The sequence below is a fragment of the Mycobacterium shunyiense genome, assembly GCF_058270075.1.
Genome location: NZ_JBZDPU010000015.1, coordinates 906,041 through 926,886, shown reverse-complemented (window position 1 = coordinate 926,886; position 20,846 = coordinate 906,041). Strand labels below are relative to the sequence as shown.

Below are 20,846 nucleotides of genomic sequence, written 5' to 3'. Positions count from 1 at the left end.
AACATTAGATGGCGTGCTAAGTTCTTCGTGTGTCCGGAAAGCTCCAGTCCCGCTTCGTGCGGCGTGCGTGTTGTTGTCGCGCACCCCGCCGCGCCTGACTGAACCCGGACACCGTTTCACGTCCTGCTGAGTCGCCAGGTGTGGTCTTCACCCACCAGCCGACAACCAGTAAGGACCATTCACGTGACCACCGCCATCGCCGCTCCCCGCCGCACTTCCGCCCGTTCCGCTGCCGTCTCTTCGAACGGCGCCGCCACGCGGACCGCTCGGTCGCTGTCCGCCGCCTCGCGCTACCCGCAGTCGCGGCTGCTGCACATCGTCGCTCCGTCGCTGAAGGTGCCTGACGCCGCCGCGGCCTCGGTCTTCAGCGCCGTCCGCACCCGCGGGCCCATCGCCCGGGACGCCATCGCGCAGCTCACGCAGTTGAGCATCGCGACCGTCAACCGTCAGGTCACCGCACTGCTCGACGCCGGAATCCTGCGTGAGCGTGCCGATCTCGCGGTCTCCGGGGCCATCGGACGGCCCCGGGTGCCCGTCGAGGTCAACCACGAGCCCTACCTCACGCTCGGCATCCACATCGGCGCGCGCACCACCAGCATCGTGGCCACCGACCTGTTCGGCCGCACGCTCGACGTGGTCGAGACGCCGACCCCGTCGGGGCCCCAGTCCGCAGCATTGGCCACCTTGGCTGCCAGCGCCCGCCGGTACCTGAGCCGCTGGCACCGTCGTCGCCCGCTGTGGGTCGGTGTCGCCGCCGGTGGCGTCGTCGACAGCGCCACCGGATACCTCGATCACCCGCGGCTGGGCTGGGCCGATGCCCCGGTGGGCCCGGTGCTTGCCGAAGCGCTTGCGCTGCCCGTGTCGGTGGCCTCGCATGTCGATGCGATGGCCGGTGCCGAACTGCTGCTGGGGGGACGGCGATCCTCCCCGGAGGCCGCCGGCGCTCCGGCCCGGACCAGCCTCTATGTCTATGCCCGCGAGACCGTCGGCTATGCGCTCTCGATCGACGGCCGGGTGCACTCCCCGGCCAGCGGTCCCGGCACCATCGCCGGTCTGCCTGCGCAATCCGAATTGCTGGGCGGCTCAGGGCAATTGGAGACCACGGTAAGTGACGAGGCGGTGCTCAACGCGGCCCGCAAACTGCGGATCATCCCGGCTGAAGGTCCCTCCTCGACGCTTCCCGCGGTGCTTCGCGCGGCCCGGCAGGGTAACGAGAAGGCGGTCGAGCTGCTGGCCGACCGGGCCCGCGTGCTCGGCGAGGCCGTCGCGCTCCTGCGCGATCTGCTCAATCCCGACGATCTGGTGCTCGGGGGCCAGGCCTTCACCGAATACCCCGAAGGCATGCCCGTCGTGGAGGACGCCGTCACGCGCCGCTCGGTGCTGGGGCCCCGTGACATCCGGCTGACGGCCTTCGGTAACCGGGTCCAGGAGGCCAGTGCCGGCATCGTTTCGCTGGGCGGTCTCTACGCGGATCCGATCGGCGCCATGCGGCGTGCCCAAACCCGCCGGTCGGCGAACGGGGCCGGCATAGCCGCGGTGTAGACATAGAGGTGTGCGTCTAGCGTCAGACCTCGAGCTTCCCCGCCGCGTTGCGGTCATTTCCGTACACACCTCGCCGCTGGCGCAGCCGGGCACCGGTGATGCCGGCGGGATGAATGTCTACGTGCTGCAGACCGCGTTGCAGTTGGCCCGTCGTGGCGTCGAGGTGGAGGTTTTCACCAGGGCCACCTCCTCGTCGGATGCCCCGGTGGTGCCGGTGGCGCCGGGGGTGTTGGTGCGCAATGTGGTGGCCGGGCCGTTCGAGGGCCTGGACAAGTACGACCTGCCCACGCAGCTGTGCGCGTTCACCGCGGGGGTGCTGCGCGCCGAGGCGACACACGAGCCCGGCTATTACGACGTCGTCCACTCGCACTACTGGCTGTCCGGTCAGGTCGGCTGGCTGGCCCGGGACCGCTGGGCGGTGCCGCTGGTTCATACCGCGCACACCCTGGCCGCGGTGAAGAACGCTTCACTCGCCGCCGGTGATTCGCCCGAGCCGCCGCTGCGCGCAGTGGGGGAGCAGCAGGTGGTCGACGAGGCCGACCGACTCATCGTCAACACCGAAAATGAAGCACAGCAACTGGTTTCGCTGCACCACGCCGATCCGGGACGGATCGATGTAGTGCATCCCGGGGTGGACCTGGATGCCTTCACCCCGGGTGATCGCGATGCGGCGCGGGCCGTCCTGGGCATTGCGTCCCACGAGCAGGTGGTGGCGTTCGTGGGCCGGATCCAGCCGCTCAAGGCGCCCGACGTGCTGTTGCGGGCTGCCGCCAAACTGCCCGCCGTCCGGGTGCTGGTCGCGGGCGGGCCGTCGGGTAGTGGCCTGGCCGAGCCCGACACCCTGGTTCGTCTTGCCGACGAACTGGGTATCACCGACCGCGTGACGTTCCTGCCCCCGCAGTCCCGCGAACAGTTGGTCAACGTGTATCGCGCCGCCGATCTGGTCGCGGTGCCCAGCTACTCCGAGTCGTTCGGCCTGGTCGCGATCGAGGCCCAGGCCTGCGGGACGCCCGTGGTGGCGGCCGCGGTCGGCGGTCTGCCGGTCGCGGTGGCCGACGGAGTCAGCGGCGCCCTGGTCGACGGACACGACGTCGAGGACTGGGCGGCTGCCATCGACGGCGTGCTGCAGCGCGATCCGGGTCCGTTGCGCCTGGCCGCCGCGGCCCACGCGGCACAGTTCTCCTGGGCGCACACCGTCGACGCCCTGCTGAACAGCTATGCCCATGCCATGAGTGATTACCGGTCCCGGCATCGCAGGCCGTCGGGCCGGCGTCCCGGGCGCCGGTTCGCGCTGCGCCGTGGGGTGCGGGCGCTATGAGCGAAGCTTGCGAGGGAACCGCATCATGAGCGACGTCGCAAAGATCATCACCGACAGCCTCGACGAGCACGAGCTGGTCTACCACCACCACGAGGGCGCACGCGGCGGCCTGCCCGGCATCGTCGTCGAGCTGCCGGGGGAACGGAAGCTCAAGACCAACACCATCCTGAGCATCGGTGAGCATTCGGTGCGCGTCGAGGCGTTCGTGTGCCGCAAGCCCGACGAGAACTTCGAGGGCGTCTACCGGTTCCTGCTCAAACGCAACCGCAGGCTCTACGGCGTCGCCTACACCCTCGACAATGTCGGCGACATCTACCTCGTCGGCCGGATGGCCCTGCATGCGGTCACCGCCGAGGAGATCGACCGGGTGCTCGGCCAGGTGCTCGAGGCCGTCGACTCCGACTTCAACACCTTGCTGGAACTGGGCTTCCGCTCCTCCATCCAGAAAGAGTGGGAATGGCGCGTGTCGCGCGGTGAGTCGCTGAAGAACTTGGAGGCGTTCGAGCACCTGATCGAGGACTAGGCGCTCGTGAGAAGATCACACGCATGCCGACGCTGATCCTGCTCCGCCACGGTGAGAGCGACTGGAACCAGAAGAACCTGTTCACGGGATGGGTCGACGTCGACCTCACCGATAAGGGCCGCACCGAGGCCGTCCGCGGCGGCCAGCTGCTGGTCGAGAACGACGTGTTGCCCGACGTGGTCTACACCTCGCTGCTGCGTCGCGCGATCACCACCGCCAACCTGGCGCTGGATGCCGCCGACCGGCACTGGATCCCCGTGCACCGCGACTGGCGGCTCAACGAGCGGCACTACGGCGCGCTGCAGGGCCTGGACAAGGCCGCGACCAAGGAAAAGTACGGCGAAGAGCAGTTCATGGCGTGGCGGCGCAGCTACGACACCCCGCCGCCGGCCATCGAGAAGGGCAGCGAGTTCAGCCAGGACGCCGATCCCCGCTACGCCGACATCGGTGGCGGCCCGCTGACCGAATGCCTCAAGGACGTCGTGACCCGGTTCGTGCCGTACTACGAGGCGACGATCGTGCCCGACCTCAAGGCCGGCAAGACGGTCCTGATCGCCGCCCACGGAAACTCGCTGCGTGCGCTGGTCAAGTACCTCGACGGAATGTCCGACGAGGACGTCGTCGGCCTGAACATCCCGACCGGCATCCCGCTGCGCTATGACCTGGACGAGAACCTCAAGCCCCTGGTCGCAGGCGGTGAGTACCTCGACCCCGAGGCGGCCGCCGCCGGTGCCGCCGCAGTCGCCGCGCAGGGCGCCAAGAAATAGTTCGCTGGACACGCGGGCTTGCGGGCAAACAGCAGGTTACCGAGGGTTAACGACAGCCGAACTCCTGTATTTGTCGGTGTGACTTGTCCCGTTTTGGCCGCACGCTGCTGGGATGACGTTCACCGTGTGCGTACGATTTTCGCGTGAGCTTGGTGTCGGCGTTACTGCTGACGGCGGTCGTGTCGTTGCTCGCGCTGATCGTCGGTGCGGGGGTGGCCGCCGTGGTCGCCCCCCGCATCGTGGCCAAGCGGCAGCAGCGCGAAGCTGATCAGGCCGGCCTGACGGTGTCGCAGATGCTGCAGCACATCGTGTCTGCAGCACCCAACGGCATCGTCGTGGTCGACACGTTCAACGACGTCGTCTACGCCAACGACCGCGCGAGCGAACTCGGCGTCGTGCGCGACCGCCTGCTCGACGACCGGGCGTGGCGCGCGGCCGAGCAGGTGTTCGCCACCGGCCAGCCCATCGACGTCGACCTGTCGCCCCGCAAGCTCCCGCACCCGGGCCGGTCGGGCATCTCGGTGCGCGGCTGGGTGCGGCCGCTGAGCAGTGAGGACCGCCGCTTCGCGGTCGTCTACGCCGACGACCAGTCCGAGCACGCCCGGATGGAAGCCACGCGCCGTGACTTCGTGGCCAATGTCAGCCACGAGCTCAAGACCCCGGTGGGGGCCATGCGGGTGCTCGCAGAGGCGCTCCAGGCCTCCGCCGACGACCCCGACATGGTGCGCCGCTTCTCCGACAAGATGGTGGCCGAATCGCTGCGGCTGGCCGACATGGTGGGCGAGCTGATCGAACTGTCCCGGCTACAGGGCGCCGAGCGACTGCCCGATCTGGGGGCCGTCGACGTCGACACTGTGGTGTCCGAGGCGCTGTCGCGGCACAAGGTGGCCGCCGACAAAGCCGACATCTCGATTACCACCGACGCCGCGACCGGCTACCGGGTACTGGGTGACCAGACCTTGCTCGTGACCGCCATCGCCAATCTGGTGTCCAACGCAATTGCATACTCGCCCAACGGGTCCGGCATCTCGGTGAGCCGGCGCCGGCGGGGCGGCAGCGTCGAGATCGCGGTCACCGACCGCGGTATCGGAATCGCCAAGGCCGATCAGGAACGGGTCTTCGAGCGGTTCTTCCGGGTCGACAAGGCCCGGTCGCGTGCCACCGGCGGTACCGGGCTGGGCCTGGCGATCGTCAAACACGTGGCCGCGAACCACAACGGAACCATCCGGCTGTGGAGTCAGCCGGGCACCGGGTCGACATTCACCCTGTCGATTCCGGCCTATCCCGAAACCGATGAGTCCACAGGTGACTCAGACGACCGAGAGGATTAGCGAGACCGATGACCAGCGTGTTGATCGTTGAGGACGAGGAGTCGCTGGCCGATCCCCTGGCATTCCTGCTCCGCAAGGAAGGCTTCGAGGCCACCGTGGTGGCCGATGGTCCCTCTGCACTGGCCGAGTTCGAGCGCTCCGGCGCCGATATCGTCCTGCTGGACCTGATGCTGCCGGGGATGAGCGGTACCGACGTCTGTAAGCAACTGCGTGCCCGGTCCAGCGTGCCGGTGATCATGGTCACCGCACGGGACAGTGAGATCGACAAGGTCGTCGGCCTCGAGTTGGGTGCCGATGACTATGTCACCAAGCCGTATTCGGCCCGCGAACTGATCGCGCGGATCCGGGCGGTGCTGCGGCGCGGCTCCGACACCGACGAAAGCGCGATCGGTGACGGCGTGCTGGAAGCCGGCCCGGTCCGGATGGATGTGGAACGACACGTCGTGAGCGTCAACGGGGAGCAGATCACGTTGCCGCTCAAGGAGTTCGACCTTCTGGAGTACCTGATGCGCAACAGTGGCCGGGTGCTCACCCGTGGCCAGCTCATCGACCGGGTGTGGGGTGCCGACTACGTGGGTGACACCAAAACCCTTGACGTGCATGTCAAGCGGCTGCGGTCCAAGATCGAGTCCGATCCGGCCAACCCGGTGCACCTGGTCACGGTGCGTGGCCTCGGCTACAAGCTGGAGGGCTGAGTTCTCACTCGGTGTGCTCGGCGGCGCGGGTCGCCGGATGCACGGCGACCAGGCCGAGGGCGCTGCGCCGCCGGCACATCGCGGCCAACTCGGCGTAGGCCTTCTCGCCGAGCACCGCGGTGAGCTCGGGGGCGTACGACTCGAACACCGGGCGGGCGCCGACATGGGCGGCGGGGTCACCGGTGCAGTACCAGTGCAGGTCCGCACCGCCCTCGCCCCAGCCGCGCCGGTCGTACTCGGTGATCACGGTGCGCAGGATCTGAGTGTCGTCGGGCCGGGTGATCCACTCCTGGCTGCGTCGGATCGGCAACTGCCAGCACACGTCGGGCTTCATGGTCAGCGGCTCGACCCCGAGCTTGAGGGCCTTGCTGTGCAGCGCGCATCCGATGCCGCCGGGAAAGCCCGGGCGGTTCAGGAAGATGCACGCCCCCTTGTACTTTCGGGTCCGCAGGTTGGGCTTGCCGTCGTACTCGTCGTCCTCCAGGAAGCCCTTGCGGCCCAGGCCCTTGTCCCGGAACTGCCAGTCCTCGTCGGTCAACTGTTTGACCGCGTCGTCGAGCCGGGCCCGGTCGTCGTCGTCAGAAAGGAACGCGCCATGCGAGCAGCAGCCGTCGTCCGGGCGGCCCTCGACGGTGCCCTTGCAGGCCGGTGTGCCGAACACACACGTCCAGCGGGACAGCAACCACGTCATATCGGCCGCGATCAGATGGGTCGCGTCCTCCGGGTCGTAGAACTCCACCCATTCGCGGGCAAAGTCGAGTTCGACTTCGCCGGGATGCACATCTGTCACGGCGCAAACGGTACCCCTATATGGCGGAACGCATTTCCCAACTGCGGCACGACGCACGGTCGGAAGTCCCACAGCCCCGGCGGGCGCATCTCGCGGGTTGCGGGAGGTCCGGCCACGAAGCGCTGGTGGGCTGCCGTTAGGTTGGTGCAGTGCGGTTAGGCGTGCTCGATGTCGGGAGCAACACGGTTCATCTCCTCGTGGTGGATGCACGCCGTGGCGGACACCCGACCCCGATGAGCTCCACCAAGGCAGCGCTGCGACTCGCCGAGGCGATCGACAGCTCCGGCAAACTGACCCGCAAGGGCGCCGACAGCCTGGTGGCCACGGTCGACGAGTTCGCCAAGATTGCCACCAGCTCGGGTTGTGCCGAATTGATGGCGTTTGCCACCTCTGCGGTGCGCGACGCCACCAACTCCGAGGAGGTGCTGGCCCGGGTGCGGGCCGAGACCGGGGTTTCCCTCGGCGTGCTGAGCGGGGTCGACGAATCCCGCCTGACCTTCCTGGCGGTGCGCCGCTGGTACGGCTGGAGCGCGGGCCGCATCATCAACATCGACATCGGCGGCGGCTCGCTGGAACTGTCCAGCGGGGTCGACGAAGAGCCGGAGGTGGCGCTCTCGCTGCCACTGGGAGCGGGCCGGTTGACCAGGGAATGGTTGGCCGAAGACCCACCTGGGCGGCGCCGGGTCGCGATGCTGCGGGACTGGCTGGCCACCGAGCTGTCCGACGCCGGCACCACCATGCGCCGGTCCGGAAATCCGGACCTCGCGGTGGCGACGTCGAAGACCTTCCGATCGCTGGCCCGACTCACCGGGGCGGCCCCCTCGGGCGCAGGCCCGCGGGTGAAGCGGACCCTCACCGCGGCTGGATTAAGACAGCTCATAGCTTTCATCTCTAGGATGACAGCGGCTGACCGTGCCGAACTGGAAGGGGTGAGTGCCGAGAGGGCACCACAGATCGTGGCCGGTGCTTTGGTAGCTGAGGCTAGTATGCGAGCACTGGAGATCGATTCCGTCGACATTTGCCCCTGGGCGTTGCGGGAGGGGTTGATTCTGCGGAAACTCGACAGCGAGGCCGACGGCACAGCCTTGGTAGAGACGTCGGCGCGGGACGCCCGACGTTAAGGAAAAGCTAGCCCCAAAGGCAACATAGGTATGACAGGACCAGAGAACAGCCCATCCGGCACCCGACCGATCTCGGTCGCCGAGTTGCTGGCAAAGAACGGGACGATCGGGGCACCGCCGGTCGGCGGTCGCCGTCGGCGTCGGCGCGGTAACAGCGACTCGGTGACGGTTGCCGAACTCACCGGCGAGATCCCGGTCATCACCGATGACATGGAGCCCGAAACCCTCGACGAGTCGGTTCCAGCGCCTGATCCACTGGTCGACACCGCCGTCGTGGCCCCGATCCGCGATGAACCCCGCGAAACACGCGAGCCCCGCGAACAACCGCGGGACGAGCCGCGGGTCCGCAACGGTGGCCCCCGGCCATCTCGGGCCCCTCGGGTCAAGCCGCCCAGGCCGGTGGAGCCCGAAGAAGAGGTGCGCACCGAGGCCGAGGACGACTACGACGCGCACCTGGCGGCACGTGACGCCGACCCCGAGCCGATCGAATTCCGGCCACGTCCGCGGCGCGCGCAGCCCAAGGCGCCGGCACGGGACTACCGACCATCGGGTACCGGCGCTGAGCGGATGAGCCCCGACCCGCTCTACGACATCGGCGCGGTCGACGCCGCGGAGTCGGATGACGCGCTGGTGGAGCCCGACGCCCACGAACTCGGTGTGGACGCAGTCGACGACACCGTCTACGACGACTACGCGGGTGACGACTACGACGACGAATACGGCGACGGTTCGTACGCTTCGCTCGGCCCGTTGTTCGGCGGCGGGTCCGTCGCCGACGAGCAGGCCCGCCGTCCCCGTGGCCGCGACGACGTCGATCTCGAACACGACGGAGAGCTGTCCGAGGGCACCGGTACGGCCGGTGACTTCGACGAGCACGACGAATTCGACGACGACCAGCCGCCCGCCTCCCCACTGGTCCGCGGAATGTGGATCGTCGGTCAGTGCGTGATCGCGGTGGCCTTCGGTGCCGGTCTGTTCGTCGCCTTCGATCAGCTGTGGAAGTGGAACACCATCGTCGCGCTGGTGCTCGGGGTGCTGGTCATCCTCGGCCTGGCCGGTGGCGTGCGGGTGGTCCGCAAGACCGAGGACATCGGCAGCACGCTGACTGCGGTGGCGGTGGGAGCCCTGGTGACCTTTGGCCCGCTGGCGCTGCTGCAGGCGAGTTAGCGCCTGCGCACGCGAGGAGCGCAGCAGCCTCAGTACACAATTGGGTTGTGCGCCCAGCCATCAAGATCGGTCTGTCCACCGCCTCGGTCTATCCGCTGAGGACGGAGGCTGCGTTCGAGTACGCCGCCCGTCTCGGTTACGACGGTGTCGAGCTGATGGTGTGGGCGGAATCGGTCAGCCAGGACATCGATGTCGTCGCGAAGATGTCCGCCCATTACGGCGTGCCGGTGTTGTCGGTACATGCGCCGTGTCTGCTGATCTCGCAGCGGGTGTGGGGCGCGAACCCGATCCCGAAGCTGGAACGCAGCGTGCGGGCCGCCGAACAACTGGGCGCGCAGACCGTCGTCGTGCATCCGCCGTTTCGTTGGCAGCGACGCTATGCCGAGGGGTTCAGCGACCAGGTCGCCCAACTGGAGGCCGACAGCGAGGTCCTGGTGGCGGTGGAGAACATGTTCCCGTTCCGGGCCGACCGGTTCTTCGGGGCGGGTGGCACGTCCGTGGAGCGGATGCGCAAGCGCGGCGGCCGGCCGGGCCCCGGCATCTCCGCCTTTGCGCCGTCCTACGACCCGCTGGACGGCAATCACGCGCACTACACACTCGATCTGAGCCACACCGCGACCGCAGGCACCGACGCCTTGGACATGGCCCGGCGCATGGGCGACGGCCTGGTGCACCTGCATCTGTGCGACGGGAAGGGCGCCTCCACCGACGAGCATCTGGTTCCGGGCCGCGGTACGCAGCCGACCGCCGAGGTGTGCCAGATGCTGGCGGCAAGCGATTTCGCCGGCCACGTCGTCCTGGAGGTCACCACGTCGGCGGCCAAGACGGCCGCCGAACGCGACGCGCTGCTGACCGAGTCGCTGCAATTCGCCCGCACACACCTGTTGCGCTGAACCCGATCCCGCCGAACCCCGCAGAGGACCGCATATGACTGGCTCGACCCTGTTCACCGATGCCATGGCGTTGACGCCGGCCGGCGACGGCGTCTATCACGGTGAGCTCAACGAGCACTGGACGATCGGGCCCAAGGTGCACGGCGGCGCGATGCTCGCGTTGTGTGCCAACGCGGCGCGCACCGAGTTGGGCACCTCCGCGCAACCCCTCGCGGTCTCGGGAAACTACCTGTGGGCGCCGGATCCCGGTCCGATGCAGGTGGTGACGACGGTCCGCAAGCGGGGCCGCCGGATCGGTCTGGTCGACGTGGAACTCCGGCAGGGCGAGCGCACGGCGGTGACGGTGGCGGTGACACTGGGCGAACCCGAGCATCATGTGCCGCCGCTGCTGTCGTTCAACCCCGTGGTGCCGCTGATGACGCCCGAACCGCCGCCCGGGCTGGAGCCGATCGGGCCGGGGCATCCGATGGAGCATGTCGTGCACCTGGCGCACGGCTGTGACATCCGCCCGGCGCTGCACACCATGGGGCCGCGCACCGACGGCGGGCCGCCGGTTTTCGAGTACTGGGTGCGGCCGAAGGGTGTCGCTCCCGACGTCCTGTTCGCGCTCCTGTGCGGCGATGTGTCGGCTCCGGTGACATTCGCCGTGGAACGGACCGGTTGGGCGCCCACGGTCCAGCTGACGGCCTATCTGCGGGCCTTACCGGCCGACGGATGGCTGCGCGTGATGTGTACCTCGGTACAGATCGGCCAGGACTGGTTCGACGAGGACCACATCGTCGTCGACTGTGAGGGCCGGATCATCGTGCAGACGCGTCAGCTGGCGATGGTGCCGGCGTCGGGCTGAGCCGGAGGCGAATCATGCGGCCCTGACGCCGGAGGCGTCCATGTGGCCGTGCGCCCGTCATGGGATGCTGTCGCGCATGTCGAGAATCGCGATCATCGGCGGCGGAAGCATGGGCGAGGCGCTGCTGTCGGGGCTGTTACGGGCTGGTAGGCAGGTCAAGGACCTGGTGGTCGCGGAGAAGTACCCGGACCGGGCCAAGTACCTGTCGGAGAAGTACTCGGTGCTGGTGACCTCTGTCGCCGATGCCGCCGACAACGCCGCCTATGTGGTGATTGCGGTCAAGCCGACCGATGTCGCGAGCGCGATCGACGAGATCGCCGATGCGGCGGCTCGCGCCGATTCCGACACCGCCGAGCAGGTGTTCGTCAGCATCGCGGCCGGTGTCAGCACGTCGTACTACGAGAACAAGCTGCCGGCCGGGTCGCCGGTGATCCGGGTGATGCCGAACTCGCCGATCGTGGTCGGAGGTGGGGTGAGCGCCCTGGCGGCGGGCCGGTTTGCGACCGCCGAGCAGCTCAAAGAGGTCTCGTCGATCTTCGATGCGGTCGGCGGCGTGCTCACGGTGAACGAGTCGCAGCTGGACGCGGTGACTGCGGTGTCCGGGTCGGGGCCGGCGTACTTCTTCCTGATGGTCGAGGCTCTCGTCGATGCGGGCGTGGAATCGGGTCTGTCGCGCGCGGTGGCCACCGATCTGGCGGTCCAGACGATGGCGGGCTCGGCGGCAATGCTGCTCGAACGTCTCGATGAGGTGAACGCGGCCGGCGGCGCTGCGCTGGACACGACGCCCGCGCGACTGCGGGCAATGGTGACCTCGCCGGCCGGCACCACCGCCGCTGGGCTGCGGGAACTGGAGCGCGGGGGACTGCGTGGTGCGGTTTCCAACGCCGTTCTGGCCGCGAAAACGCGCTCTGAGCAGCTCGGAATTACATCTGAGTAATTAGATTAATTCCAACTGATTAGCCCACACCCGTCGCAGTAACCCCACCCGCCACGCTATTCTCCCTTTGTATGCGCGGGTCGGTGCCAGCGGTGGGGAAGCCGCTGGAACTGCCTGTGCCTGATTGATTGGGTTGCGATGACGTCTATGAACGGGCCATCGGCGCGGGATGCTGGCGACGGTCAGCCTCGGGCTCAATTTCTGACAGTCGCCGAAGTGGCGAGCTTGATGAGGGTCTCGAAGATGACGGTGTACCGGTTGGTGCACAACGGTGAACTGCCTGCGGTTCGAGTGGGCCGATCGTTCCGGGTCCACGCCAAGGCAGTCCACGATCTGCTGGAGTCTTCGTACTTCGACGCCGGATAGGCACACACCGCAGCGGTCTGGGCGCAGTGAGCAGGCTGGCGTTTTCCGTTTCGGTGGTAGGCCCGGGTAAAGTGACCGGGTCAACCATCCAGCGTGAGTAGCGGAGACACCAGACTTTATGGGCTCAGTCATCAAGAAGCGGCGTAAGCGTATGTCGAAGAAGAAGCACCGCAAGCTGCTTCGCCGTACCCGGGTGCAGCGTAGAAAACTCGGCAAGTAGCTTTCCGCTGCGGCCGCTAGGCTGAGCCGATGGATTCTGATGGTCGTTCGGGGGGACGCCCGACGGGAGTCCCCGGGTCTTCTGATGCGGATTCGTCCGGCGGAGCAAAGTCCGCCGGTACGGCTCCCTCTCCGAAAGTCGTTCTGGTCACGGGTGCGTGCCGGTTCCTCGGTGGTTATCTGACCGCCAGGCTGGCGCAGAACCCGGCGATCGAGCATGTCATCGCCGTTGACGCGGTGGTGCCGAGCAAGGACATGATGCGGCGGATGGGGCGGGCCGAGTTCGTCCGCGCCGACATCCGCAACCCGTTCATCGCCAAGGTGATCCGTAACGGGAACGTGGACACCGTCGTGCATGCCGCGGCGGCGTCCTACGCTCCGCGCTCCGGGGGTCGCGCCACGTTGAAGGAACTCAACGTGATGGGCGCGATCCAGCTGTTCGCCGCCTGTCAGAAGGCACCGTCGGTTCGTCGGGTCGTGCTCAAGTCCACCTCCGAGGTGTATGGAGCGAGCTCGCGCGATCCGGTGATGTTCAGCGAGGAGAGCAGTGCTCGTCGTCCGCCGGGTGACGGGTTCGCCCGCGACAGCATCGACATCGAGGGCTATGCGCGCGGTCTCGCCCGGCGCCGTCCGGACATCGATCTGACGATCCTGCGGCTGGCCAACATGATCGGTCCGGCGATGGACACCGCACTCTCGCGGTATCTGGCCGGGCCGGTGGTCCCGTCGGTCGTCGGGCACGACGCACGGCTGCAACTACTGCACGAACAGGACGCCCTCGGCGCACTGGAACGTGCATCGATGGCCGGCAGAGGTGGCACGTTCAACATCGGCGCCTCGGGCATCATCATGATGAGCCAGGCGATCCGGCGTTCGGGACGGGTTCGGCTCCCGGTGCCGCGCGGGGCGTTGTCGGCGATCAATTCGCTCAGTCGCGCAACGCGTTACACCGAACTCGACCCCGATCAGATGAACTATCTGAGCTACGGCAGGGTCATGGACACTACGCGAATGCACAGGGATCTGGGCTACAGTCCCAAGTGGACGACCGCCGAGGCATTCGACGACTACGTCCGTGGTCGTGGATTGACACCGATACTCGATCCGCGATGGGTACGCTCAATGGAGAGTCGCGCCGTGGGGGTGGCGCAGCGTTTGGGATATTAGTACTGGCTCTATCCGGGGTGGGAGAAGGTATCGACGTGGCGGCCGAATCCAAAGCGAAAGTCATTCCGCTACATGGGAACTCGAACCGTTCGGCTGCTGCGCGCCGGGCGGCGGCACGGTCCGACAGCGCCCGTCGACATCCATCCGTCCTCGCTGATCCGGGAAGCCGCGCCTCGGCCGAGCAGATCGCCGCGGTGGTGCGTGAGATCGATCAGCGGCGCAGCAGTGCCTCGGGTCAGTCCACCGCCGACGAAGGCCCCAGCGAACTCGTCAAGGGCATAGCGGCGGTCGCGGAGTTCGTCCGCACCCGGATGACCGGTGAGTACACGGTGGACGAGTTCGGGTTCGACCCACACATCACCAATGCAATCTTTTTGCCTTTGCTGAGAACGTTTTTCCGGTCCTGGTTCCGGGTCGAGGTTTCCGGTATCGAGAACCTGCCCGAGAGTGGCGCCGCACTCGTGGTGGCCAACCATGCCGGGGTGCTGCCCTTCGACGGGCTGATGACCCAGGTCGCGGTGCACGACCACCACCCGCTCAACCGCGATCTGCGTCTGCTCGCGGCGGATCTGGTGTTCGATCTGCCGATGGTCGGTGCCGCCGCACGCAAGGCCGGGCACACCATGGCCTGCACCGCCGACGCGCACCGGCTGCTGGCCAACGGCGAGCTCACCGCCGTGTTCCCCGAAGGCTTCAAGGGGCTGGGCAAGAACTTCAAGGATCGCTACAAGCTGCAGCGGTTCGGCCGCGGCGGCTTCGTTTCCGCAGCTCTGCGGGCCCAAGCGCCGATCGTGCCGTGCTCGATCGTGGGCTCGGAGGAGATCTACCCGATGATGGCCGACGTCAAGCTGCTGGCTCGGTTGCTCGGTCTGCCGTACTTCCCGGTGACCCCGCTGTTCCCGTTGGCCGGCCCGCTCGGCCTGGTGCCGTTGCCGTCGAAGTGGCACATCCAGTTCGGTGAGCCGATCGAGACGACCGACTACGACGAGAGCGCCGCCGACGATCCGATGGTCACCTTCGAGCTGACCGATCAGGTCCGCGAGACCATCCAGCACACGCTGTACCAACTGCTGGCCGGTCGTCGAAACATGTTCTTCGGCTGACCTTTTCGCCTCGCCTCTTCACCGCGACCGGTAACAAAACTGCCCACTTCCTTGCGGAAGTGGGCAGTTTTTGTCTGCTCGCGCAAACGAAAATCAGGCGCCGGACTTTTGCCCAGCAACCATCTTGGCGATCGCGGCGTCGCGCGCGGCGGCGATCTGTGAACTGATCTCGTCGGCCTCGTCGATGGCCGCCTCACCGAGCATGGTGACGATGCTCGTGGCAACCGGGTTGCCGTCGTCGTCGGTGACCTCGGCCCGGACCTCGGCGATCACCGTGCCGTGCGACTCGATGACCGAGTCCAGGTACGAGTCGAACCACAACTTGTCGCCGACCATGATCGGCCGGTGGAAGATCAGCTTCTGGTCGCGGTGCAGCACGCGCTCCAGATTGATCGGGATGTCGAACTTGTCGAACAGCTCGAGCTGGACCCGTCGACCGGCCACCGCGAGGAACGTCACCGACGCCACCACGGAGTCGTGGCCGAATTCCTTGGCCGCCTCGGCGTCATAGAGCGCGGGATGGTCGTCCTTGACCGCGCGGGCGAACTCACGGACCTTCTCCCGGCCGACCTCGAAGTAGTCGGGGTACCGGTAGTGCGTCCCGATGATGTTTGCGGCGATGCTCATATTCCCTGCGCTGTTCGGTCTGCGGTGCGCGGTGCGCACGAAACGGGCATGCTGTGGGGCCCGCGTGGCGCGACCCGAGGCGGAATCTTACCAACGCGGCCCGGCGGCTCAGCGAATGTCGTGGCGGCGGGAGGCGGCGGCGGCCAGCGCACCGCCCAGCGCGCCGAGTGCCAACGCCGACGGCACCCCGATGCGCGCCGCCTTCCGTGCGGTGCGGAAGTCGCGGATCTCCCAGCCGCGTTCCCTGGCCACATCGCGCAGCGCGGCGTCGGGGTTGATGGCCACCGCGGTACCGACCAGCGACAGCATCGGCACGTCGTTGAAGCTGTCCGAATAGGCGGTACACCGGCGCAGGTTGAGCCCTTCCCGGATGGCCAGGGACCGCACCGCGTGAGCCTTGCCGGTGCCGTGCAGGATGTCGCCGACCAGCCGGCCGGTGAACACCCCGTCGACCGATTCGGCGACCGTCCCCAGCGCGCCCGTCAACCCCAGACGCTTGGCGATCGTGGCGGCCAACTCGTAGGGCGTTGCGGTGACGAGCCACACCTGCTGCCCGGCGTCCAGGTGCATCTGGGCAAGCGCCCGGGTTCCCGGCCAGATCTTGTCGGCGATGATCTCGTCGTAGATCTCCTCGCCCAGCTCGACGAGCTCGGCGGTGGAGCGGCCCTCGATGAACGCCAGGGCCTTCTGCTTGCCCTCGGCGACGTCATCGCTGTTCTCCTTGCCGGTGAACTGGAACTTGGCCTGGGCGTAGACGATGCCGAGGATGTCGCGGTAGGTGAAGTACTTGCGGGCGGCCAGGCCACGGGCGAAGTGCACCAGCGACGATCCGTGCACCAGGGTGTTGTCGACGTCGAAGAACGCCGCGGCCGTCAGATCGGGCGGCGGCGCCGGCGTCCCGGTGGGGTCGGTGTCGGACTCGAGTTCGGTTACTGCGAGTTCGGCGCTGGCCTCGGCGGCAAGCTCCTGTTCGAGCGCATCGGCACTACCGGATTCGGGCACGTTTTCACCCTAAGTCACCGGGCCGGGATACTGGCGCTGTGGAGGGTGAGCAGGCGGGTACCGGCGGTGGAGCCACTGTGACGTTGCTGACCCGGGCGGGCTGCAGCATGTGTGCGCGGGCGGCGCAGGAGCTGGCCGCATTGCATGAAGAACTGGACTTCGAGCTGGTGACCACGGACGTGGACGTTGCCGCCGATGCGGGCGACACCACCCTGCGGGCCCGCTACGGCGATCTGTTGCCGGTGATTTTGCTGAACGGGGCCCAGCACAGCTATTGGGAGGTCGACGAGCAGGCGCTAAGGGCTGACCTTCCCACCAGATGAAATTTGGTGGGCGGGCCGGAAACGATTACCTTGGTGACGTGGTGATGAAGCCGTGAGTGTGCTGCTATTCGGGGTTTCGCACCGCAGCGCGCCGGTGTCCGTTCTCGAGCAGTTGAGCACTGACGAATCCGATCAGGCCAAGATCATCGACGAGGTCCTCCGATCCTCGTTGGTCACCGAGGCCATGGTTCTGTCCACCTGCAACCGCGTCGAGGTATACGCCGTGGTCGAGGCCTTCCACGGCGGCCTGTCGATCATCGGGCAGGTGCTCTCCGATCACTCCGGCATGTCGCTGAACGATCTCACCAAATACGCCTACGTCCGGTACGCCGAGGCCGCCGTCGAGCACTTGTTCGCGGTGACCAGCGGCCTGGACTCGGCCGTCATCGGTGAAGCCCAGGTGCTGGGCCAGGTGCGTCGCGCCTACGCGACGGCCGAGGAACACCAGACCGTCGGGCGCACCCTGCACGAGCTGGCCCAGCGGGCCCTCAACGTCGGCAAGCGGGTGCATTCCGAGACCGGGATCGACGCCGCGGGAGCCTCGGTGGTCTCGGTGGCTCTCGGGATGGCCGAAACCAAGCTCAATGGCGGTCTCGCCGGCCGCAGCGCAGCGGTGATCGGCGCGGGCTCGATGGGCGCCCTGGCCGGTGCGCACCTGGTGCGGGCCGGGATCGAACGGGTCAATGTGGTGAACCGCTCGCTTCCGCGGGCCCAGCGCCTCGCGGCGAACCTCACCGAGCAGGGCGTGCAGGCACAGGCATTCTGCCTGGACCAGCTCCCGGAAGCGTTGGCCGATTCCGATGTCGTGGTCAGCAGCACCGGGGCGGTACGCCCGGTGGTCTCCCTCGCCGACGTGCACCACGCCCTGGCGCAGCGCGACGCCGCCGCCGGCGATCGGCAGCTGGTCATCTGTGACCTCGGCATGCCCCGCGACGTGGATCCGGCGGTGTCCGGGCTGCCCGGTGTCTGGGTTGTCGACATGGACCGGATTCAGCGGGAGCCGTCGGCGCGGGCCGCGGCCACCGACGCCGATGCGGCCCGCACGATCGTTGCCACCGAGGTTGCCAACTACCTCGCCGGCCAGCGGATGGCCGAGGTCACCCCGACCGTCACCGCGCTGCGGCAACGCGCCGCCGACGTGGTCGAGGCCGAGTTGTTGCGCCTGGACAACCGGCTGCCCGAACTGGAGGCAGCGCACCGCGACGAGGTGGCCAAGACGGTCCGCCGTGTCGTCGACAAGCTTTTGCACGCACCCACGGTGCGGGTGAAACAACTCGCCAGCGCGCCTGGCGGGGACAGCTACGCAGAGGCTCTGCGGGAGCTGTTCGAACTCGATCCGCAAGCCGTCGAAGCTGTGGCGGCCAGCGAATTGCCCTTTATGACAACAGATCTCGATAAGTCTGAGTAGAGCTTGGTAGAAACGCGCGATACGGTGATCCGGATCGGCACCCGGGGTAGCCTGCTGGCGACCACGCAGGCCGGCACCATCAGGGACGCTTTACGGGCCGCAGGCCACCCCTGCGAGTTGGTGATCATCTCGACCGAGGGCGACCGCAACCAGGGTCCCATCGCCGACATCGGCGTCGGGGTCTTCACCGCGGCACTGCGGGAGGCGATCGACGACGGCCGGGTGGACATGGCCGTTCACTCCTACAAAGATTTGCCCACCGCCCGTGACGATCGGTTCGTGATCGCCGCCGTCCCGCGCCGTGAGGACCCTCGTGACGCGCTGGTGGCGCGTGACGGATTGGTGCTCGGGGAGTTGCCGGCGGGGTCCGTGATCGGCACGTCGAGTGCGCGACGGGCCGCGCAGCTTAGAGCACTGGGTCTCGGTTTGGAAATCCGCCCCCTACGAGGCAACCTAGATACCAGGTTGAACAGGGTTACGAGCGGCGATCTCGACGCCATCGTGGTCGCCCGAGCGGGTCTGGCCCGTATCGGACGTCTCGATCAAGTCACGGAGTCGCTCGAGCCGGTGCAGATGTTGCCAGCGCCGGCTCAAGGTGCGCTCGCGGTGGAATGCCGCTCCGGCGACACCGAGCTGATTTCGGTGCTGTCGGTGTTGGATGACGCCGACACGCGCGCCGCGGTCATCGCCGAACGGACCCTGCTCGCCGAACTGGAGGCGGGCTGTTCCGCACCGGTGGGAGCGATCGCAGAAGTGGTCGAGTCCATCGATGAGGACGGCAATGTCTTCGAAGAGGTGTCGTTGCGCGGCTGCGTGGCGACGCTGGACGGATCCGACGTGATCCGTGCGTCCGGCATCGGAACTCCCGATCGGGCCGCTGACTTGGGTGTCTCGGTGGCTGCGGAGCTTTTCGAGTTGGGTGCACGCGAGCTGTTGGTAGAGCGCGGGAGTGAAGAATGACCATGCGAGGTCGCAAGGCGAAGCCCGGCCGCATCACATTTGTGGGCTCGGGCCCGGGAGATCCGGGGCTGCTGACGGCACGGGCGCAAACTGTACTGGCGCACGCCGAGTTGGTGTTCACCGATCCCGACGTCCCCGAAGCTGTGCTGGCGCTGATCGGCACCGAGCTGCCGCCGGCATCCGGCCCGGCCCCGGCCGAGCCGGCCAAGGCCGCCGCCGCCGGTGAGGATGCCGCCGGAACCCCCGACACGGCGCAAGCCGCCATCATCGCGGGTGGGCCCGAGGTCCGCCCCGCTCTCGGTGACCCTGCCGAGGTGGCCAAGACGCTGATCGCCGAGGCCCGCCACGGCTACGACGTGGTCCGCCTGGTCTCCGGTGACCCGCTGTCCGTGGACGCCGTCATCACCGAGATCGGTGCGCTGGCCAAGTCCCACATGAACTTCGAGATCGTCCCCGGTCTGCCCGCCACCAGCGCGGTGCCCACCTACGCGGGCCTGCCGCTGGGGTCGGCGCACACCGTGGCCGATGTCCGCGGTGACGTGGACTGGGCGGCGCTGGCCGCCGCGCCCGGGCCGCTGATCTTGCACGCGACCGCGTCGCACCTGCCGGATGCCGCCCGCACCCTGATCGAGCAGGGCCTGGTCGACGGCACCCCGGCAGTGGTGACCGCGAGCGGCACCACCTGCCAGCAGCGCTCGGTGGAAACCACGCTCGGTGGCCTGCTCGACAAGGCCGTGCTGGAGAAGCCGGCCGGAAGCGAGCTGGCCGGGCCTCTGACCGGTCCGCTGGTCGTCACCATCGGCAAGACCGTGGCCAACCGCGCCAAGCTGAACTGGTGGGAGAGCCGCGCCCTGTACGGCTGGACCGTGCTGGTGCCGCGCACCAAGGACCAGGCCGGGGAGATGAGCGACCGGCTCGTGGGCCACGGCGCCCTGCCGATCGAGGTCCCGACCATCGCCGTCGAGCCGCCGCGCAGCCCCGCGCAGATGGAGCGTGCGGTCAAGGGCCTGGTCGACGGCCGGTTCCAGTGGGTGGTGTTCACCTCGACCAACGCCGTGCGTGCGGTTTGGGAGAAGTTCAACGAGTTCGGCCTGGACGCGCGGGCGTTCTCCGGCGTGAAGATCGCGTGTGTCGGACAGGCGACCGCCGACAAGGTCCGGGCCTTCGGCATCAATCCTGAGCTGGTGCCGTCGGGTGAGCAGTCCTCGCTGGGCCTGCTCGACGAGTTCCCGCCGTTCGACGAGGTTTTCGACCCGGTGAACCGGGTGCTGCTGCCCCGCGCCGACATCGCCACCGAGACGCTGGCCGAGGGCCTGCGTGAGCGCGGCTGGGAGATCGAGGACGTCACGGCCTACCGCACCGTGCGTGCGGCTCCGCCGCCGGCGCAGACCCGCGAGATGATCAAGACCGGCGGCTTCGACGCGGTCTGCTTCACCTCGAGCTCCACGGTGCGCAACCTTGTCGGTATCGCCGGCAAGCCGCACGCCCGGACCATCGTGGCCTGCATCGGACCCAAAACTGCTGAAACCGCAGCGGAATTCGGCCTGCGGGTGGATGTGCAGCCCGAGTCGGCCGCGGTGGGACCGCTGGTCGATGCGCTTGCCGAGCACGCCGCTCGACTGCGGGCCGAGGGGGCGCTGCCCCCGCCGCGCAAGAAGAGCCGTAGGCGCTAGTTTCGCCGAAACCGCATTCCGGCAGGGCCGTACTCGAACTTTTCCTGCTGGAATGCCGTTTCGAGGA

General features: G+C 67.9%; 22 protein-coding genes. 19 read left to right on the top strand and 3 right to left on the bottom strand.

Annotated elements, in window-relative coordinates:
• The first annotated feature begins 183 nt into the window (after positions 1-183).
• From AC4ELH_RS18795 to regX, 6 genes are all read left to right on the top strand, one after another.
• Positions 184-1,542 (top strand): ROK family protein, encoded by a 1,359-nt coding sequence (locus AC4ELH_RS18795; protein ID WP_498885903.1) that lies wholly within the window; start codon positions 184-186, stop codon positions 1,540-1,542.
• Positions 1,543-1,552: 10 nt separating this feature from the next.
• Positions 1,553-2,860, top strand: a complete 1,308-nt coding sequence (mshA, locus tag AC4ELH_RS18790) for a D-inositol-3-phosphate glycosyltransferase (protein WP_498885901.1) — start codon at positions 1,553-1,555, stop codon at positions 2,858-2,860.
• 25 nt (positions 2,861-2,885) lie between these two features.
• A complete protein-coding gene (locus tag AC4ELH_RS18785; protein ID WP_498885899.1) occupies positions 2,886-3,383 on the top strand; it encodes a type III secretion system chaperone family protein in 498 nt (165 codons plus the stop codon).
• Between the two features lie 23 nt (positions 3,384-3,406).
• On the top strand, positions 3,407-4,150 hold the full coding sequence (locus AC4ELH_RS18780) for a phosphoglyceromutase (RefSeq protein ID WP_064882256.1): 744 nt from the start codon (positions 3,407-3,409) through the stop codon (positions 4,148-4,150).
• 143 nt (positions 4,151-4,293) lie between these two features.
• The gene (locus tag AC4ELH_RS18775; protein WP_498885898.1) at positions 4,294-5,481 is read left to right on the top strand and encodes a sensor histidine kinase; all 1,188 of its coding nucleotides are present in this window, start codon (positions 4,294-4,296) and stop codon (positions 5,479-5,481) included.
• Positions 5,482-5,489: 8 nt separating this feature from the next.
• Entirely contained in the window at positions 5,490-6,176 is a 687-nt protein-coding gene (gene regX / locus AC4ELH_RS18770) for a two-component sensory transduction protein RegX (RefSeq protein ID WP_448443804.1), read from the top strand.
• A gap of 4 nt (positions 6,177-6,180) precedes the next feature.
• Here the strand turns inward: regX and AC4ELH_RS18765 are convergent, their stop codons facing one another.
• Positions 6,181-6,966: a DUF3109 family protein gene (locus AC4ELH_RS18765; protein WP_448443802.1), complete on the bottom strand. Its 786-nt coding sequence runs from the start codon at positions 6,964-6,966 to the stop codon at positions 6,181-6,183.
• 149 nt (positions 6,967-7,115) lie between these two features.
• On the opposite strand from AC4ELH_RS18765, the gene AC4ELH_RS18760 reads away from it, so the two are divergent.
• The 9 genes from AC4ELH_RS18760 (at position 7,116) to AC4ELH_RS18720 (ending at position 14,786) form a co-directional block, all read left to right on the top strand.
• A complete protein-coding gene (locus AC4ELH_RS18760) occupies positions 7,116-8,087 on the top strand; it encodes a Ppx/GppA family phosphatase (protein WP_498885896.1) in 972 nt (323 codons plus the stop codon).
• Between the two features lie 30 nt (positions 8,088-8,117).
• The gene (locus tag AC4ELH_RS18755) at positions 8,118-9,254 is read left to right on the top strand and encodes an Rv0497 family membrane protein (RefSeq protein ID WP_498885894.1); all 1,137 of its coding nucleotides are present in this window, start codon (positions 8,118-8,120) and stop codon (positions 9,252-9,254) included.
• A 47-nt stretch (positions 9,255-9,301) separates the two neighbouring features.
• A complete protein-coding gene (locus AC4ELH_RS18750; RefSeq protein ID WP_064882267.1) occupies positions 9,302-10,147 on the top strand; it encodes a sugar phosphate isomerase/epimerase family protein in 846 nt (281 codons plus the stop codon).
• Between the two features lie 34 nt (positions 10,148-10,181).
• A complete protein-coding gene (locus tag AC4ELH_RS18745; RefSeq protein ID WP_064882269.1) occupies positions 10,182-10,994 on the top strand; it encodes a thioesterase family protein in 813 nt (270 codons plus the stop codon).
• Between the two features lie 76 nt (positions 10,995-11,070).
• Positions 11,071-11,931: a pyrroline-5-carboxylate reductase gene (gene proC, locus AC4ELH_RS18740; protein WP_110777207.1), complete on the top strand. Its 861-nt coding sequence runs from the start codon at positions 11,071-11,073 to the stop codon at positions 11,929-11,931.
• A 138-nt stretch (positions 11,932-12,069) separates the two neighbouring features.
• Entirely contained in the window at positions 12,070-12,297 is a 228-nt protein-coding gene (locus tag AC4ELH_RS18735) for a cell division/environmental response transcriptional regulator (RefSeq protein WP_003882954.1), read from the top strand.
• 118 nt (positions 12,298-12,415) lie between these two features.
• A complete protein-coding gene (locus AC4ELH_RS18730; RefSeq protein ID WP_003402602.1) occupies positions 12,416-12,517 on the top strand; it encodes a 30S ribosomal protein bS22 in 102 nt (33 codons plus the stop codon).
• 29 nt (positions 12,518-12,546) lie between these two features.
• Positions 12,547-13,683: an SDR family oxidoreductase gene (locus AC4ELH_RS18725; protein WP_498885889.1), complete on the top strand. Its 1,137-nt coding sequence runs from the start codon at positions 12,547-12,549 to the stop codon at positions 13,681-13,683.
• A 29-nt stretch (positions 13,684-13,712) separates the two neighbouring features.
• On the top strand, positions 13,713-14,786 hold the full coding sequence (locus tag AC4ELH_RS18720; protein WP_498886221.1) for a lysophospholipid acyltransferase family protein: 1,074 nt from the start codon (positions 13,713-13,715) through the stop codon (positions 14,784-14,786).
• Positions 14,787-14,879: 93 nt separating this feature from the next.
• Here the strand turns inward: AC4ELH_RS18720 and AC4ELH_RS18715 are convergent, their stop codons facing one another.
• On the bottom strand, positions 14,880-15,413 hold the full coding sequence (locus AC4ELH_RS18715) for an FAS1-like dehydratase domain-containing protein (RefSeq protein WP_064882272.1): 534 nt from the start codon (positions 15,411-15,413) through the stop codon (positions 14,880-14,882).
• Between the two features lie 108 nt (positions 15,414-15,521).
• Positions 15,522-16,415, bottom strand: a complete 894-nt coding sequence (locus AC4ELH_RS18710; protein ID WP_064882274.1) for an HAD family hydrolase — start codon at positions 16,413-16,415, stop codon at positions 15,522-15,524.
• A 38-nt stretch (positions 16,416-16,453) separates the two neighbouring features.
• Between AC4ELH_RS18710 and AC4ELH_RS18705 the strand changes: the two genes are divergently transcribed.
• The 4 genes from AC4ELH_RS18705 to AC4ELH_RS18690 are packed head-to-tail and all read left to right on the top strand — an operon-like array spanning position 16,454 to position 20,779.
• On the top strand, positions 16,454-16,738 hold the full coding sequence (locus AC4ELH_RS18705; RefSeq protein ID WP_498885887.1) for a glutaredoxin family protein: 285 nt from the start codon (positions 16,454-16,456) through the stop codon (positions 16,736-16,738).
• Between the two features lie 52 nt (positions 16,739-16,790).
• On the top strand, positions 16,791-18,146 hold the full coding sequence (locus AC4ELH_RS18700) for a glutamyl-tRNA reductase (protein ID WP_064882275.1): 1,356 nt from the start codon (positions 16,791-16,793) through the stop codon (positions 18,144-18,146).
• A 24-nt stretch (positions 18,147-18,170) separates the two neighbouring features.
• Positions 18,171-19,106, top strand: coding sequence for a hydroxymethylbilane synthase (gene hemC / locus AC4ELH_RS18695; protein WP_498886219.1), 936 nt, complete (start codon positions 18,171-18,173; stop codon positions 19,104-19,106).
• On the top strand, positions 19,103-20,779 hold the full coding sequence (locus AC4ELH_RS18690) for a bifunctional uroporphyrinogen-III C-methyltransferase/uroporphyrinogen-III synthase (RefSeq protein WP_448443790.1): 1,677 nt from the start codon (positions 19,103-19,105) through the stop codon (positions 20,777-20,779). The genes hemC and AC4ELH_RS18690 overlap by 4 nt, the downstream gene beginning before the upstream one ends.
• Positions 20,780-20,846 lie beyond the last annotated feature (67 nt).